This is a genomic window from Pseudoalteromonas sp. SG44-1 (assembly GCF_014164315.1).
Classification (GTDB): Bacteria; Pseudomonadota; Gammaproteobacteria; order Enterobacterales; family Alteromonadaceae; genus Pseudoalteromonas; species Pseudoalteromonas rhizosphaerae.
Genome location: NZ_JACJEW010000005.1, coordinates 134153 through 149294, shown reverse-complemented (window position 1 = coordinate 149294; position 15142 = coordinate 134153). Strand labels below are relative to the sequence as shown.

Genomic DNA, 15142 nt, shown 5'->3' with positions numbered 1-15142 from the left:
GTATTAATTATCTAAATTAAAGCGTGCTTGCTAAGGTGTGTAAACCACTAAATAGACATAGTCATCATAAGTGATAGAAATATGCTAGAGCTAAAAACAGCAAATACGTTATCGACTCAAACTAGCAACGCAATTGAGCAAGTCATTGCGACCAAATTAGCGCGTGCCGTATTCGCAGGCTTTGAAGCGATGTTTGCTGAGTTTTTAAATATTACCTTAGGTGCACAAAGTCGTTTTGAGCAACGGCAATGGCAAAATGTACAATCGGCAATGCGTGAGCGTTTACAAGTATATGAAAGGCAAGTTAAAAATGTTAGTGAAGCGGTGCGAGTCATTGCATTTAAAGAGCTCAACGATCCGCGACTGTGGCAGCAGGCAAAGCATATTTATGGCCAAATGGTGCAAGATCATGAAAACCAACCGATTGCGCATACATTTTTTAATTCAACTTTTGGCTCGATTTGGGATGATAAAAAAATTCGCACCGTGCACTTATTTGTTTTAAAAGCCAAATACCGCGCTAAATCTCGGCCATTTGATAATTTAGTAAGTCGTATTTCATTGCAAAATGGCTTTAGCCAGGCGGTGGAGCAACTTATTTATCGACAAGCTTTTCGGGTTGGATTTACAGATTTAGCTCATGATGTTGATATTTTGCAGCGTACTTTGGCGTTAGGTGCGCAGCAGCAATGTCGTCAAGTGTATGAGCTGATGAATTTAAACGATGGCTATATTGAATACGCTAATTCACTGTTTTTTAGAAATAAAGCCTGCTACTTAATAGGTCGTTGTATCGCTAAAAATGGCGATAACATGCCCTTTGCTGTCGCTATTTTACATACCCAAAGCGGTTTAAAGCTTGATGCGGTGATGATGGGTGCAGATCAACTGAGTTTATTATTCGGCTTTGCTCGCACCTACTTTATGGTTGATACCGACCAACCCGCGCGCTACGTAGATTACTTATCAGTGCTAATGCCACATAAGCAACGATTTGAATTATTCAATGCCATTGGCTTTATTAAACATGCCAAAACAGAGTTTTATCGCTATAAGGTCGACACCACCAACAATAGTCCAATAGATGATAAGTACATTATTGCCCCCGGCACGCCAGGCATGGTAATGCTAGTATTTACCACTGCTGGCTCAGATTATGTTTATAAGGTAATAAAAGATAAATTTAGCGCGCCTAAAACATCAACCAAAGCACAGGTGATGGCAAAATACGACTTTGTAAAACAAGCGGATAGAGTCGGCCGTTTAGTCGACACTCATGAATTTCGCTATTTAGCATTTGATTTAAATCGTTTTAGCGATGAATTGCTTACCCATATGCGAGCGAGTATCGGCTCAAGTATGGCTATTGCAAATAAAGCCTTAGTGCTTAAGCATGTATACGTTGAGCGCAAAATGACACCACTTAATTTATACATCAATCAATGTGACGATAAACAACTGAATAATGTAATGCTTGATTACGGCAAGGCGATTAAAGAGTTAGCCGGGGCTAATATTTTCCCCGGTGATATGTTGATGAAAAACTTTGGTGTGACCCGTTGGGGGCGCGTGGTATTTTATGATTATGATGAAATTTGCCCATTAACGGATTGTAACTTTAGAGACTTACCGAGCAGTGAAAATAGTTTTGATGAACTAAGCAGCGAAAGCTACTTTGATGTTGCCGAAAATGATGTATTCCCGAGTCAGTTTAAAGTGTTTTTTAGTGCTGATCAGCAAGCATTTAGTCATTTTTGCCAGCAACATCAAGACTTATTTAGTCCTGATTTTTGGCTGCAGTGCCAAGCTGATATCAATGCTGGGCAATTGGCTGATGTGTATCCATACAAACAAAGTTGGCGATTTTAGCCGGGGGTTATTACCCATAAGTCTGATTAATTTTGGGCGTGTAAAAAGGTAAAGTTTCATAAAACAAAAACCAAGGAAAATCATGAAATCTCTATTATTAGCAAGTTTACTCATCACCTCACCGCTGGTTTTAGCTAACCCGCTATTAGGTAGTTGGGAGTTTGTGGAAGGGAAATATGCAGTTGAACAAGGTTATGTGACTGCCAAAGCACCAGAGTTGACCTCAGTTAAACTAATAACCGCCACTCATTTTAATTACATCACCCAAAAAAATGGCCAGTTTCATTATGCAGGTGGCGGGCAGTACACCTTAAAAAACCAACAATTTGTAGAGACTTTTGTTTACGGTAACATTGAATCGTTGCTTGGCAAAACCATGGCTTTTGATTACAAAATTGAAGGAGATTTGTGGCATCATTCTTTAACAGAAAATGGTAAGTTAGTTGAAGCCGAAGTGTGGCGTAAAATCGATTAACTCATCAATTCAGGAGCTGCAATGCAATTTATTTCTCATCAAGATCAGCATTTAACATTAAGCGACACCGCTAAACCGCAATTAAAAACTAATGAAGTGTTAATTAAAGTTGCTGCTATCGGCGTGAACCGCGCTGATTGTATGCAACGTCAAGGTAAGTATCCAGCGCCACAGGGCGACAGCCCCATTCTAGGGCTTGAATGCGCAGGCACTGTGATTGAGCTTGGCACCGAGGTTGATCAAAGCTGGCTTAATAAAGCGGTATTTACTTTGTGTGCAGGCGGTGCATATAGCGAATATGTGGCGGTCGATGCCGCACAATTAATGGCTTTACCAAGTGATTTAACTATGGCGCAAGGTGCAGCGATCAGCGAAGTATATTTAACCGCGTTTGGTGCGTTATTTCAACTTGGTAAGTTACAAGCAGGGCAAACAGCACTGATCCATGCAGGCGCAAGTGGCGTGGGTGGGGCAGCTATACAAATGGCTAAACGTATTGGGGCAACGGTTGTTATTACCGCAGGTAGCGATGAAAAGTGCGAACATGCCAAAGCGCTTGGTGCCGATCATGTAATCAACTACAAAACCGACGATTTTGTTGCTTACATGCAAAACCATGGTTTAACGGCGAACGTGATTGTTGATCCGGTATCTGGGCGCTATTTAAGTAAAAATGCAGCAATCGCTGCAATGGATTGCCAAATAATTATGCTGGCATTTTTAGATGGTCGCTTCGCAGAAGTAGATTTTGCACTCTTGTTACAAAAGCGTATTTCGTTTCATGGCTCAACACTGCGCAATCGCAGTCAAGCGTTTAAACGCCAACTACGCGATGAGTTTGTAGCAAAATTTTATGACGATATAGCAAATCAACAGTTTGATTTTAATATTTATAAAACGTTGCCTTGGCAAGACGCTGGTGAGGCACACGCGATTCTTGAACGAAACGAAAATGCCGGAAAAGTTGTATTATTAGTTCAGTAGTTTAAAAACCAATATTTGCCCATATAACTATGGGCAACTATAAAGCGATTTAAGGCAAAAACATGAACCCAATTATAGCAACATTAAAAGAGCACAATGTTAGCGATGAAAAAGTACACGAACTTTTTCAAGCATTTACTCAAAACCCAATGATGGCAATGGCACTTGTGCAGCAACTCGGTATTCCACCAGAGAAGTTACAAGCACTAATGGGCTTGGTAATGACTCAGCCTCATTTAATCAAAGAAGCCGCTGATTCACTTGGTATTGGTGAAGGTGAGCTTGAAAAAGCTAAGCAGCAGTTGAAAAACCAATAACGAGCTATCAATGAGAGTACATTTAGTTACTCTCATTTGTTAAGCATGCAATTATTAAGCAATGTCTATCGTGTAAGCGGCCAATAAGTTTTGCATTTTTTGTTGTTCATGTGCGGCAAACTCGATGCCCACACTTAAACGATCTCCCTGCATTTGATTGTTGCGCACATGCGCACTGATCACCACGGCACTGTTGTCGATAGGCGATAGAACATGCACAAACACGGGGCGTTTTTTAAGCGCTAAAAACCCTGAATTAACATGCACAGTAAAGCGACAACCAGTCGGTGAAATATCGATGATCAAACCTTGCAATAGATTTTCACTGTCATAAGTATGCGATTTATTAATGCTAATCTTTGCTGGTATATGGGTTTGTAAACGGCTGACTTCACGCAGTTGCCTACTCTCAATATTCTTAGGGTAAGCAAGGTAAAGTAATTTTTCTGGTCGAAAAGAAATAGCTAATATAGTGGTCGAAAAAGCGACGCACTCCCCACGTTCACCTTCGACTATATAGCGTACAATTGCGCCATTGCCTTCTTTTAACACATCAGCATATTGGCTTTTTTTTGCTTGGACAGGGTACTTTAAAATTAAATACTTACCAGCTTCATAGCCAACTAAAGAGAGTTTAAATCTGACACTTAATGGGTTGGTGAACTGAATGTCGATTAATTTACCTGGCAGTAAGTCTAAGCAAAACTTAGCTTTGCTAGCTTGCGCTGGTCTGTCTTGTGTAATTTCCATATATACGTAGTTATTATTATTTGTTTCCAAATAGTATCCATCAAAAGAACTAAAAAATCACTACGAAAAACGACTGGTATTAGTTTATAAGCCTTAATTAATAAAAGTAATACACGCCTTGTTACAAAGTTGATTGAACTGATAAATATCTGCTTTGTCTATTAAATAACATACTAACTTATGGAACAAAACTGTGAAATACCTTTATAAAATATGGAAAAATAACCGCTCGTTAATCGTATTTATCTCGCTGATGTGTGTTTTTAGAAGTGCAGTGGCTGACTGGTACGAAGTACCCACAGGTTCAATGCAGCCAACCATTGTTGAGGGCGACCGTATATTGACAGATAAAATGGCGTATGACCTACGAGTGCCTTTTACTAAAATTTCGCTGGTTAAACTAGCCGAGCCACAGGCCGGTGATATTATTGTATTTGATTCTGTTGCGGCACAAAATCGCCTAATAAAAAGAGTAATAGGTGTACCGGGCGACACTGTTGCTTTAGTTAATAATCAACTTGTTATTAATGGTGAAAAGCTTAATTACGAAACTGTAGCTGAAACCGCCATAAACCGAGTGGAAATAGAGAATTTGCATGGCATAAAACATACCGTAAAACTCGCTAAGCAGCGCTCTTATATGCAAAATTTTGATCCTCTTATCATCCCTACAGATATGTATTTAGCAATGGGGGATAACCGTGATAACAGTGCTGATTCACGAGTAATAGGCTTAGTACCAAGAGCTGAATTGCTCGGAAGGGCAAAGCGGGTGATAGTTTCACTGGATTACGATGACTATTATTTACCACGTAAAAACAGGCTTCTAAAAGAATTACAGTAATAGTAAGCGCTGTTATAGTCTGGTAAAGGATAGCACTGATAAAAGATAGTAGTGCAAAAAATAACAGCGCTAAAACTTAAAATAGCTTAGCGATTAAATTTAGCGTTGTTGACTCTCACCTAACAATAAACTGTATATAAAAATAGTGTTTATGATTTTGTCAGATATTACTGATCTCTAGCATTTTTGTATATTGCTGCATTTGTAAAAAATGAGGTGAAGTTAACTAGTTGTTTACAGGTATCTGTTTGATAGCTAAGATAAATGCATTATAATATATGGATATTTTTCTGTTTGTAAAAAGATAAATGTCGTAGATAAAATTGTTATACCTTCAAGGAAGCTCAGTGAAACTTTTAGTTTTGTTATTTTTATTTACTTCAATATCAACTTTTTCTTGTGATAAAAAAAGCGAAATAAAGAAAGTAGCGGCGTTTATAACTCAAGATAATTTCGCTGATTTATCAGAAATAACGGTTTATTACCCTGTTAATTATGGTGTTGCTGAGGCTGTAAGAGCTGTAATCTCTCTAGGTGAAATTGATAGGGTAACCTTGTATGTTCCTACAATTATTTCTGAACCACATGCTTTTGAAAGCAATCATGAGCTAGCTGATTATAAAGTATCAACCTTTACAATTAAGACTGATACGATAAATGAGGCTTATATTACTGTGAATTACCGAGCTCCGAAGAAAAATGATGGCTTAATCACTTTTTGTATGGGACCTTTTCGAGTCTATAAAATAAGTGAATTACCGATAAAGAAGGTATAATAAACGCATCAGAAATGACTTCAAACGCTTGGCTGGCGCTCATTCTTCGCTAATTATAGCCAAGCATTTTCCGCAATTTATGCGCGTGTTAACTTAACTAAACATGGTGCCCATATTGAGAGTTTCTGAAAGGCTGAAATATGCAGTCATCTTATCTTTCGCCAGTTGGCCACTATTCATTTGGCTGGGCACAGATCTCGTCGGTAGCTTTTGCGCACTTTCAGGGTTTATAGTTGGCTATTACTTTGCTCCAATAACTCACAGACAAACCAAAAAGTACCAAGTACAGCTTTTAGGTTTGGGCATGGGCTTTCTAGCTCTGTATTTATCGAGCTTTTTAAGAAGTATATTTGAGTTAATTTCAGGTGAGCCTTTTAAAGGTGTAGGTTACTACTTAATATCAGCACTAACAGGGCCTTATTTTGGTCTAATGTTTTTCGGTATGCCACTTATAATTTTTTCTTTTACCAATTATATGATTTGGCTATGGTCATCCAAACTTTAAGTTAACCGGGTAGCCGCAGGTCGCTAACTTCAGCACCTACAATTTTATGTGCTGGAAAAACAATTTGTTGTGGCAATTAAAAAAGCCGTTGTTTAAAACAACGGCTTTTTAGTGTTAACTAGTTAAAGTCGAATTACATTACACGCATACCTGGCTCTGAGCCGTCGTCTGGGTTTAAAATATAGATTTCTTTACCGCCAGGGCCTGCTGCTAGTACCATGCCTTCTGACATGCCAAAGCGCATCTTACGTGGCTTCAGGTTGGCAACCATAACCGTTAGTTTGCCTTCAATATCTTCTGGCGCATAAGCTGATTTAATACCAGCAAATACTTGGCGTGTTTCGCCGCCTAAGTCGAGCGTTAGTTTAAGTAGCTTATCAGCGCCTTCAACGTGCTCTGCTTTGGCTATTTTAGCTACACGTAAATCTACTTTGGCAAAATCGTCAAATTCGATTTCAGCTGCAATAGGCTCTTTTGCCAAAGGGCTGTTTGGATCGATTTTGTCTTTTGCAGCGAGTAAGCTTTCTTTTGATTCTTCGACCATTTTATTTACTTTATCCATTTCTACACGTTGCATTAACGGTTTAAATTTATTGATCGGGTGGCTAACAAGCGCAGTTTGCGCGCCTTGCCAAGATAGATCATCATTTAAGAAGTCTTCTACGTTTGCCGCCATACCCGGTAATACTGGTTTTAAGTAAGTCATTAGCACGCGGAATAAGTTAAGCCCAAGCGAACACACTTGGTGAGCTTGTTCTTGTTTCGTTTCGTCTTTGATTAATACCCATGGTGCTGAGGTATCAATAAATTGGTTTGCTTTATCAGCAAGCGCCATTATTTCACGAATAGCACGGCTATAATCACGGTTTTCATAGTGCTGAGCAACGGTATCGGTAGCTGCTTGGAATTCAGCTAATAATTGCGGCTCCATGACAGTGTCACTTAATTTACCGTCAAACTTTTTAGTAATAAAACCGGCGCAACGGCTGGCAATGTTAACCACTTTACCAACTAAGTCTGAATTTACACGTAGTGCAAAGTCTTCTAAGTTTAAGTCAAGATCGGTGATGCCGCTGTTAAGTTTAGCAGCGTAGTAATAACGTAAAAACTCAGGGTCGAGGTTGTCTAAATATGTACGCGCTTTAATAAACGTGCCTTTCGATTTAGACATTTTAGCGCCATTAACCGTTACAAAACCATGCGCGAATACATTGGTTGGCTTTCTGAATTTTGCGCCTTCAAGCATTGCTGGCCAAAATAAGCTGTGAAAGTAGATAATATCTTTACCGATAAAGTGGTAAAGCTCAGCGTCAGAGCCTTCTTGCCAAAATGCATCAAAGTCGATGCCTTGTTTGTCGCATAAGTTTTTAAAGCTGGCCATGTAACCAATTGGCGCATCAAGCCAGACATAAAAATATTTACCAGGCGCACCAGGGATTTCAAAGCCAAAGTAGGGCGCATCGCGGCTGATATCCCACTGTTGCAGGCCATCGGCAAACCATTCGTCTAGTTTGTTAGCCATTTCTTGCTGAATAGTGCCGGAGTGAAGCCACTCTTTTAACATGCCTTCAAATGCTGGCAGGTCAAAAAAGTAATGCTCAGAGTCTTTAAGTACTGGCTCAGCACCTGACATCACAGAGCGCGGGTTGATAAGCTCTGTTGGGCTATATGTTGCGCCACATGCGTCACAGCTGTCGCCATTTTGGTCTTCAGACTTACAAGTTGGGCACGTACCAGTTACAAAGCGATCGGGTAAGAAAATGCCTTTTTCAGGGTCAAATAACTGTGAAATAGTATGCTTTTTGATATGACCGGCATCGTTTAAGCGATTATAAATAAGCTCGCTGAATTCTTTGTTTTCTTGGCTGTGGGTGCTGTGGTAGTTATCAAATTTAATATTGAAGTCTGCAAAGTCACGTTGACGTTCAATGCTGACATTTTTTACCATTTCTTCCGGCGTGATCCCTTGCTTTTGTGCATTGAGCATAATTGGCGTGCCATGGGCATCGTCGGCGCAAACATAATAAGCTTCGTGGCCTTGTAGTTTTTGAAAACGTGACCAGATATCAGTCTGAATATATTCCAATAAATGGCCTAAATGTGTTGGGCCGTTGGCATAAGGTAATGCACTGGTAATGAGGATCTTTCGCTGTGCCATAATCATTCCGAATTGACGGTTCCTGTTAAGGAACGGATGAAAATCATAATATTATCAGCAAACCTAAAGGAAACACCTTCGTGGTTGGCCGATTTTCATTAATTGACTGGTGTTAATGCCCTGAATGTTACATAATTCCGAGGCAATTTTCATCAAAGAAACACTATTTTATTGTTATGTTTGGATTGTCGAAACTATTCTCCTCTAAATCGGTGCAAAAACAACCGATTCTTACTGCCTTAGCAGGGTATCGCAGTGCCGCTTTTGCTGTCGGCATTGATGAAAAATTCATTAAAAGCATTGAATCAAAAAATGATAAATCAATATTGCTTCATTTAACGCTGCCATTTGCTGCGTTATCTGAAATGCCAAAGGTAGCAGCGTTTGTAAGCCAACAACTTAATCAAGCAGTGACAATTAACGCAAGCATTGAGCTGACTGAAGCATGTAAGTTCAAAGCGATAAAACATATTGTGTTGATTGCATCAGGCAAAGGTGGTGTGGGTAAATCAACCACCGCGGTAAATTTAGCGGGCGCACTCAAAGCTGAAGGCGCGAAAGTGGGGATTTTAGATGCGGATATTTATGGCCCGTCTATTCCAATGTTGCTAGGCCTTGAAGGAGCAACACCCACGGCTAAAAATGACAAGCAATTGCTACCATTTGACGCTAATGGCATCAAAGCACAATCAATTGGCTTTTTAGTGCCTAGTGATGATGCCACAGTTTGGCGCGGACCGATGGCGTCGGGCGCATTAACGCAACTGTTAAATGAAACTGCATGGGGTGAGCTTGATTACCTGATTGTAGATATGCCACCAGGAACTGGGGATATTCAACTTACTATGAGTCAGAAAGTACCTGCCAGTGGCACGGTGATTGTGACGACTCCGCAAGATTTAGCACTTGCTGATGCGCAAAAAGGCATTGCCATGTTTAATAAAGTGAATGTGCCAGTATTGGGCTTGATTGAAAATATGAGTCATTTTTTGTGCTCACACTGCGGCGAACCAAACCATGTATTTGGAAAGGATGGCGCAATAAAATTAGCTCAGCGTCATGGTGTGCCAGTGTTGTCGCAAATTCCTTTGGCGATTGATATTCGCGAATACTCAGAGCAAGGCAAATTAATCGCCATGGATAATCAGGCTGCGGTGAGTGAAACTTATGCTGACGCTGCGCGGCTGATTGCCAGTATGCTTTACTATCAACAACCCCATCATAATTCAGTCGAAATTGTGATTACGGATGATTAACTAATGAGATTATCAGATACCCATATTAAAGAATATATTGCCCAACAGCGTATTATTATTGAGCCAAGTCCGACCGATGAAATGATTTCTGGGGTAACGGCAGATTTACGTTTAGGTAATAAGTTTCGTGTATTTCAAGATCATACAGCAGCTTATGTTGATTTAAGTGGTCCAAAAGATCAGCTTAATAAAGCAATGGAATCAATAATGAGCGATGAAATAGTGTTAAAAGAGGGCGATGCATTCTTTTTACACCCAGGTGAATTAGCCCTTGCGATGACCTATGAAAAAGTCACGTTGCCGGCAGATATCGTTGGCTGGCTTGACGGCCGTTCATCTTTGGCACGTCTAGGTTTAATGGTGCATGTGACGGCCCATCGGATTGATCCCGGTTGGTCTGGTAATATCGTGTTAGAGTTTTATAACTCCGGTAAATTGCCGTTGGCATTACGACCAATGATGAAAATCGGCGCTATGAGCTTTGAGACCATGTCAGGTCCTGCTGAAAATCCGTACAATACACGCAAAGATGCCAAATATAAAGATCAAACCAGCGCAGTTGCAAGTCGTATTAGTGATGATAGTAACTAATTAAAATATATTTTTAAAATAAAGGCTTATCACTTGATAGGCCTTTTTTATTGCTTGGAAATACACTCACTCGATTTTACTACCATAAAAACTGCTTAAGCATTTTATTGATATATTATCCACGGTTCAGGTTATTTACTGGCTATTTCATTTAATACCTCCATACTTTAATTATCTTTTTATAATTTACTATTTATTCAATGCACATGGAGTGACAGTGGATCAGGCAAGCATATTAGCGCGAGCATATTGTATAAAGATTTTTTTAATACTGTTAAGCATTACTGCTACAGCGTCTGTGATGGCTGATGAAGTGTCTGCCAGTGGCTGGTTAGTGCCAGCAAATACGCCCTTTCAAACTACCAAACCCTTACTAGAACAAGTTGTCACTACCGATTCAAAAACAGATTTATCACATGTTCGTATCAAGGCAGAGCAAGGTTATTGGTTTATTGTTGATTTAAATAAACGGTCGCAATCAAAAGTTGAGGTGATTTATGCAGACAATTCCCATTTAGCGCAGCTTAATTTTTATATTCTTGATGAGAGTTTCAACCCGTTAGTTGAAGTAAAAAATGATGCATACCGTTATGTTGATAAAGTACTGCCACACGCACTGTTACCTAAAGATGAGGCTCGTTGGGCTGTAATTTACGCTCGCCATAGTGAAGATGACAGGCTGAGCATTGGCCTTGCAACTGGTAATGAATTTGCCAATTTGATAAACAAGAAACTGCGAAATTTCTTTTTAATTACCGGGCTATTACTGCTGTGTCTTGCCGTTGTTGGCACTGTATACGGTTTATCTCATCAAGCAAAATCGCTTTATTTACTTGCTTACCTAGTGTGTGTATTAAGTGAGTTTTTAATAGCAAAAGGGGTGTTGAATTACTTTAATATTGAATTTGCGTCTTTATGGTACACAAAGTTACAGTTTTCATTTCAAGTTATAGCCTTAGGGGTGGTCAACTTTTACTTTATTCATTATTTACAGTCGCAAAATCATTTAAACGCTCGACAAGATAAGTTAACAGTTTATATAAGCTTATTTTGTGTTGCAGCACTATTTAGCTGTTTTATGAAGCAATCAGTGCAGTTTGCTGTAGTGACCGTGTGTTTGGGTTCTATGTTGGTGGTGATGAGTTATTTATTTTTTTATTGGCTTAGTAATACCAAAAAAGCGATGCAATTTAAGTTTGTACTGGTTTGGTTTGCAGTGGCTTTACAAACTTTATGTTGGCAAGCAACGCTGGTGGCTGGTGCACAGATACAGCAACTTAATGATATGTTACTGGTGCTAAATGTAATTACTTTTGTGATGGTGTTACTCATTCACGAGCGTAAGTGTGTTATGCAATATAGCTACAGCCTCACTCACGACGATGATACAAAACTACCTAATAAACAGTTACTAATAGAGCGTCTTGATAGTCAGGTGAAATTATCAACAGAGCATTCTTTACTGTTATTTAGGCCTGCTGTACTGATTAATGCTCGAGCAAATTTTGGCTATGAACATGTAAATGAGCAGATAAAATTAACCATGGGCAAATTAGCCCAGCAATTAGCCTCAATGAATGTACTGTGTGTTGAAGCTAACCATCAGCATAGCCGTTGTATTGCCAGGTTAGATGACAGCACCTATGGGGTTGTAATAGTCGGCAAGTTAGAATTAAGCCAAGTAGAGCAGTTTGTATGTGTGATCAATAGCGTTTTTGCTGAGGGTCTCACTCATCAACGCATTCACTTAATTGATAAAGTTGAAATCGGTGTAGCAAATTATCCCTTACATGCCAGTACCTCATTACAACTAGTCCAGCGAGGGCTGCAAGCACTGGCGGTTAAACCCCTTCATGGTGAACGCTGGCATATGTTTAATATAGAGAATGTGACGTTATCGCAACGGCGCATTGCGATTGCATCAGCTCTAAAAGAAGCCATTGAATGCGATCAGCTTAGTTTATTTTTTCAACCACAGATATATCTAAACACCGGTAAAGTGTACGGCGCGGAAGCTTTATTACGTTGGGAGCATCCACAATTGGGTAATGTTCCCCCTGATTTATTTATCCCTATTGCTGAATCATCAGGGATAATTTCAGATTTAACCGAATGGGTTATTACGCAAGCACTGCAATATCAAAAGAAAATGATTGTATTATTGCCTGAGCATATTGTATCTATCAATATTTCGGCTAAAGATTTGCTGCGTAAAGATTTACCCGTGTTATTTATAACGTTGTTGAATGAGCATCAACTCAACCCGGCTAATGTAATGTTAGAACTAACGGAATCGGCAACACTCTTTGAGGGGGTTGATATAAAAAATGCCCTGAATGATTACCGTTTAATTGGCGTTAAAATAGCAATTGATGACTTTGGCACGGGGTATTCGTCACTCGCGTATTTGAGCAAAATGGGCTTTGATGAAATAAAAATAGATAAGCAATTTGTAATGAATATTGAATACTCTAAAAATGATCAAACAATTTGTCGTGCTACCTGTGATATTGCCAAATCACTGGGTTCATACGTAGTGGCTGAAGGGATAGAAGATAGCCAAAGTATGGCTAAATTACAAAGCTATGGCTGTGAAGTTGGTCAGGGATACTTTTTTTCACGGCCATTACCGTTTGACGATTACATGCAGTGGCTTGAAGAAAATCTTGAAACCACCACCGTATTTGTCAATGATCTTGAAAAAGTAGTTGACCTAATTGGGAAAAATAATCATTGAGCGCGTTATTACAAATTTTTAAGCTATCGCGCTTAGGGTAAATTAGCGCTGAGTTATTGAGCCCAGAGACTAAAAAGTGATTAACGATCTGCTCATTACAAGCAATACAAGCTTCAAAACTACGTGCAGCTAACTCTTCAGGCATACTCATATAAAACTGCTGATGGCGTTTATCAAATTCTATACAATCTAATACATACTGATTAGCGTGTTGACCGGTTGGTTCTAGAAATACCCCTTGGTAAAACTTATTTAATGCTAAGTTTAGTGGGTGACTTTGCCCAATCGTGTGCTCCAGCCAAAGTTTAGAGGCAAAATGCTGTGGCGAATGCTGGGGAAATATGTGTTTAGTTATGTGATGATCAAACGCATGAAACCATTCATGCGCCAGCGCGCCACCGCCTGCATTTTTTGCCAGCGCAAGGGTACGAGTACGGCTATTATAATGTGCTTGGACGTGTTGTTGCCCGCCATGGCCAAAAGCAAAATTGAGTTTCCCCCTCAGACCAATGGTCTTTGGCGGCACTTGCAGTATTTGCGCTAAATCGGCTAGTGCGTCGTAAATTAAATTAGCACTAATAAAGCGTTCTTCTTTGGTGACCCATTTACCCACCACCATAGTACGAAAACCAAATGTATCGCGGATATCACTAAAGTCAACTTGGTCATCAAATCGGTAATCCGGTCCTTGGCGGTAAAACCCGCGCTTTAAGCGATTGCTGGCACTCATTTGGCTTGATAACGCGCTTTAATATGCTCAGGCATAAACTGGGTTTGTTTGCTGTTGAGCGCTTCCAGTGCCTGATATAAAGGCTCAGGGTTAATATGTTCAATCAAGGCTAAACTATGTGCAACCGCTTCTAATGTGGAGAGGCTATCTGCACGGGGAGCTTTGCGAATACGATATCGGTTTTGTGGGATCGTCGTAAAGCTGACCTTTTTAAAAGCCGCAAGGGCTGGGGTAAGTTGCATGATCTTAAATGCTTTTTTCCAGGTGCCATCGATTACAATTAGATGACTTAACCGGCTTTTAAATTGTGGTGCTGCGGTACTTTCATCATCCAGTAAGATGGCATTATCATCAGGGTAGAGTAATGCAGTTGTGGCAACGGGTAGTGTGTTTAGTTGTGCAAAATCAGCCTGCGTTTCTCCTACCATGATGTCGTATTGCGTTAGGCACAATGTGAGTAAACGGGCGGTGTTTTTAGTGATCTTTACTTCGCTAGGATGCTGCAAAATTATAACTTTGAGTTTATTTTCCAGTACCGACAAATCTTCACAAAGACACGTTTGTAGACTAAATTTACAATTAACACACAAAGAACGGGACATAAAAGAATCTTGTTTAGTAGCAATAAGTTGAAAAACCCGCTAATTATACGCTTAATGAGACAATTAGTTGGTTTTTTTTCTATAGAACGATAAAGTATAAAAATAGTATAAGTTACTGGTTTAGTGTTGCTAAATACAAAAGGATGAATAATGAATACAATAGTCATTGATGAAAGCGCATTGGAAAGTATGGAATCGTTATTAGGCGAGCAATTTAGCGATACGCTGACTTTTTGTTGTGCTGAATTTGAACGATTAGGCTCTGAAGTATTGGCTACAATACATAGTGATATCCAAGTCGCAAGTCGCCATGCTCATAGTTTAAAATCAAATGCCGCGCAGTTTGGTGCCAGCAGTCTATCTCAGGTGGCCAGAGAAATTGAACAAAGCTTAAATAATAATGATGTTTCTCAGGCGCTTGCGGCAGCTCAGCAGCTTGACAACCAAGTTGCCGGATCAGCCGCTAAGTTAACTGATTGGTTACAAAGCCGTTAGTTAGCTATACCCAGACGTGAATTTATTTCAGTTTTGAGGTATTAAATCCACTG

Annotated in this window: 15 protein-coding genes; 11 read left to right on the top strand and 4 right to left on the bottom strand. The window is 39.7% G+C overall.

Annotated features, from left to right (window positions below):
- Positions 1-81 precede the first annotated feature (81 nt).
- The 4 genes from aceK to H5187_RS04040 all read left to right on the top strand — a co-directional run bounded on the left by aceK (position 82) and on the right by H5187_RS04040 (position 3645).
- Positions 82-1869: a bifunctional isocitrate dehydrogenase kinase/phosphatase gene (gene aceK / locus H5187_RS04055; RefSeq protein ID WP_149981013.1), complete on the top strand. Its 1788-nt coding sequence runs from the start codon at positions 82-84 to the stop codon at positions 1867-1869.
- Positions 1870-1951: 82 nt separating this feature from the next.
- Positions 1952-2344 carry a hypothetical protein gene (locus H5187_RS04050; protein ID WP_182717912.1) on the top strand — a complete coding sequence of 131 codons (393 nt, stop codon included), beginning with the start codon at positions 1952-1954 and terminating at the stop codon, positions 2342-2344.
- Positions 2345-2365: 21 nt separating this feature from the next.
- Positions 2366-3328 carry a zinc-binding dehydrogenase gene (locus H5187_RS04045; RefSeq protein WP_182717911.1) on the top strand — a complete coding sequence of 321 codons (963 nt, stop codon included), beginning with the start codon at positions 2366-2368 and terminating at the stop codon, positions 3326-3328.
- 62 nt (positions 3329-3390) lie between these two features.
- Positions 3391-3645, top strand: a complete 255-nt coding sequence (locus H5187_RS04040) for a DUF2999 family protein (RefSeq protein ID WP_149981015.1) — start codon at positions 3391-3393, stop codon at positions 3643-3645.
- Positions 3646-3699: 54 nt separating this feature from the next.
- Here the strand turns inward: H5187_RS04040 and H5187_RS04035 are convergent, their stop codons facing one another.
- Positions 3700-4425, bottom strand: a complete 726-nt coding sequence (locus tag H5187_RS04035; protein ID WP_257325865.1) for a flagellar brake protein — start codon at positions 4423-4425, stop codon at positions 3700-3702.
- A gap of 163 nt (positions 4426-4588) precedes the next feature.
- Here H5187_RS04035 and lepB point away from each other — a divergent pair, with 163 nt between their 5' ends.
- The 3 genes from lepB to H5187_RS04020 all read left to right on the top strand — a co-directional run bounded on the left by lepB (position 4589) and on the right by H5187_RS04020 (position 6520).
- Entirely contained in the window at positions 4589-5239 is a 651-nt protein-coding gene (gene lepB, locus H5187_RS04030; RefSeq protein ID WP_182717909.1) for a signal peptidase I, read from the top strand.
- Positions 5240-5586: 347 nt separating this feature from the next.
- Positions 5587-6015 carry a hypothetical protein gene (locus H5187_RS04025; protein ID WP_182717908.1) on the top strand — a complete coding sequence of 143 codons (429 nt, stop codon included), beginning with the start codon at positions 5587-5589 and terminating at the stop codon, positions 6013-6015.
- Positions 6016-6130: 115 nt separating this feature from the next.
- Positions 6131-6520 carry a hypothetical protein gene (locus H5187_RS04020; RefSeq protein WP_182739230.1) on the top strand — a complete coding sequence of 130 codons (390 nt, stop codon included), beginning with the start codon at positions 6131-6133 and terminating at the stop codon, positions 6518-6520.
- Positions 6521-6653: 133 nt separating this feature from the next.
- Here H5187_RS04020 and metG read toward each other — a convergent pair whose 3' ends face one another.
- Positions 6654-8678, bottom strand: coding sequence for a methionine--tRNA ligase (metG, locus tag H5187_RS04015; RefSeq protein WP_149981018.1), 2025 nt, complete (start codon positions 8676-8678; stop codon positions 6654-6656).
- Positions 8679-8854: 176 nt separating this feature from the next.
- Between metG and apbC the strand changes: the two genes are divergently transcribed.
- The 3 genes from apbC (at position 8855) to H5187_RS25025 (ending at position 13262) form a co-directional block, all read left to right on the top strand.
- Positions 8855-9934: an iron-sulfur cluster carrier protein ApbC gene (apbC, locus tag H5187_RS04010; RefSeq protein ID WP_182717906.1), complete on the top strand. Its 1080-nt coding sequence runs from the start codon at positions 8855-8857 to the stop codon at positions 9932-9934.
- 3 nt (positions 9935-9937) lie between these two features.
- Positions 9938-10525 carry a dCTP deaminase gene (gene dcd / locus H5187_RS04005; RefSeq protein ID WP_145233702.1) on the top strand — a complete coding sequence of 196 codons (588 nt, stop codon included), beginning with the start codon at positions 9938-9940 and terminating at the stop codon, positions 10523-10525.
- Positions 10526-10742: 217 nt separating this feature from the next.
- Entirely contained in the window at positions 10743-13262 is a 2520-nt protein-coding gene (locus H5187_RS25025; protein ID WP_182794438.1) for a bifunctional diguanylate cyclase/phosphodiesterase, read from the top strand.
- Here the strand turns inward: H5187_RS25025 and H5187_RS03995 are convergent.
- Together H5187_RS03995 and H5187_RS03990 are read right to left on the bottom strand one after the other, a co-directional pair.
- Complete coding sequence (locus tag H5187_RS03995) at positions 13213-13992, bottom strand: CLCA_X family protein (RefSeq protein ID WP_182717904.1); 780 nt, start codon at positions 13990-13992, stop codon at positions 13213-13215. The genes H5187_RS25025 and H5187_RS03995 overlap by 50 nt on opposite strands.
- A complete protein-coding gene (locus H5187_RS03990) occupies positions 13989-14594 on the bottom strand; it encodes a tRNA-uridine aminocarboxypropyltransferase (RefSeq protein WP_182783626.1) in 606 nt (201 codons plus the stop codon). The genes H5187_RS03995 and H5187_RS03990 overlap by 4 nt, the downstream gene beginning before the upstream one ends.
- Positions 14595-14744: 150 nt before the next feature.
- Between H5187_RS03990 and H5187_RS03985 the strand changes: the two genes are divergently transcribed.
- Positions 14745-15089 carry an Hpt domain-containing protein gene (locus H5187_RS03985; protein ID WP_145233710.1) on the top strand — a complete coding sequence of 115 codons (345 nt, stop codon included), beginning with the start codon at positions 14745-14747 and terminating at the stop codon, positions 15087-15089.
- Positions 15090-15142 lie beyond the last annotated feature (53 nt).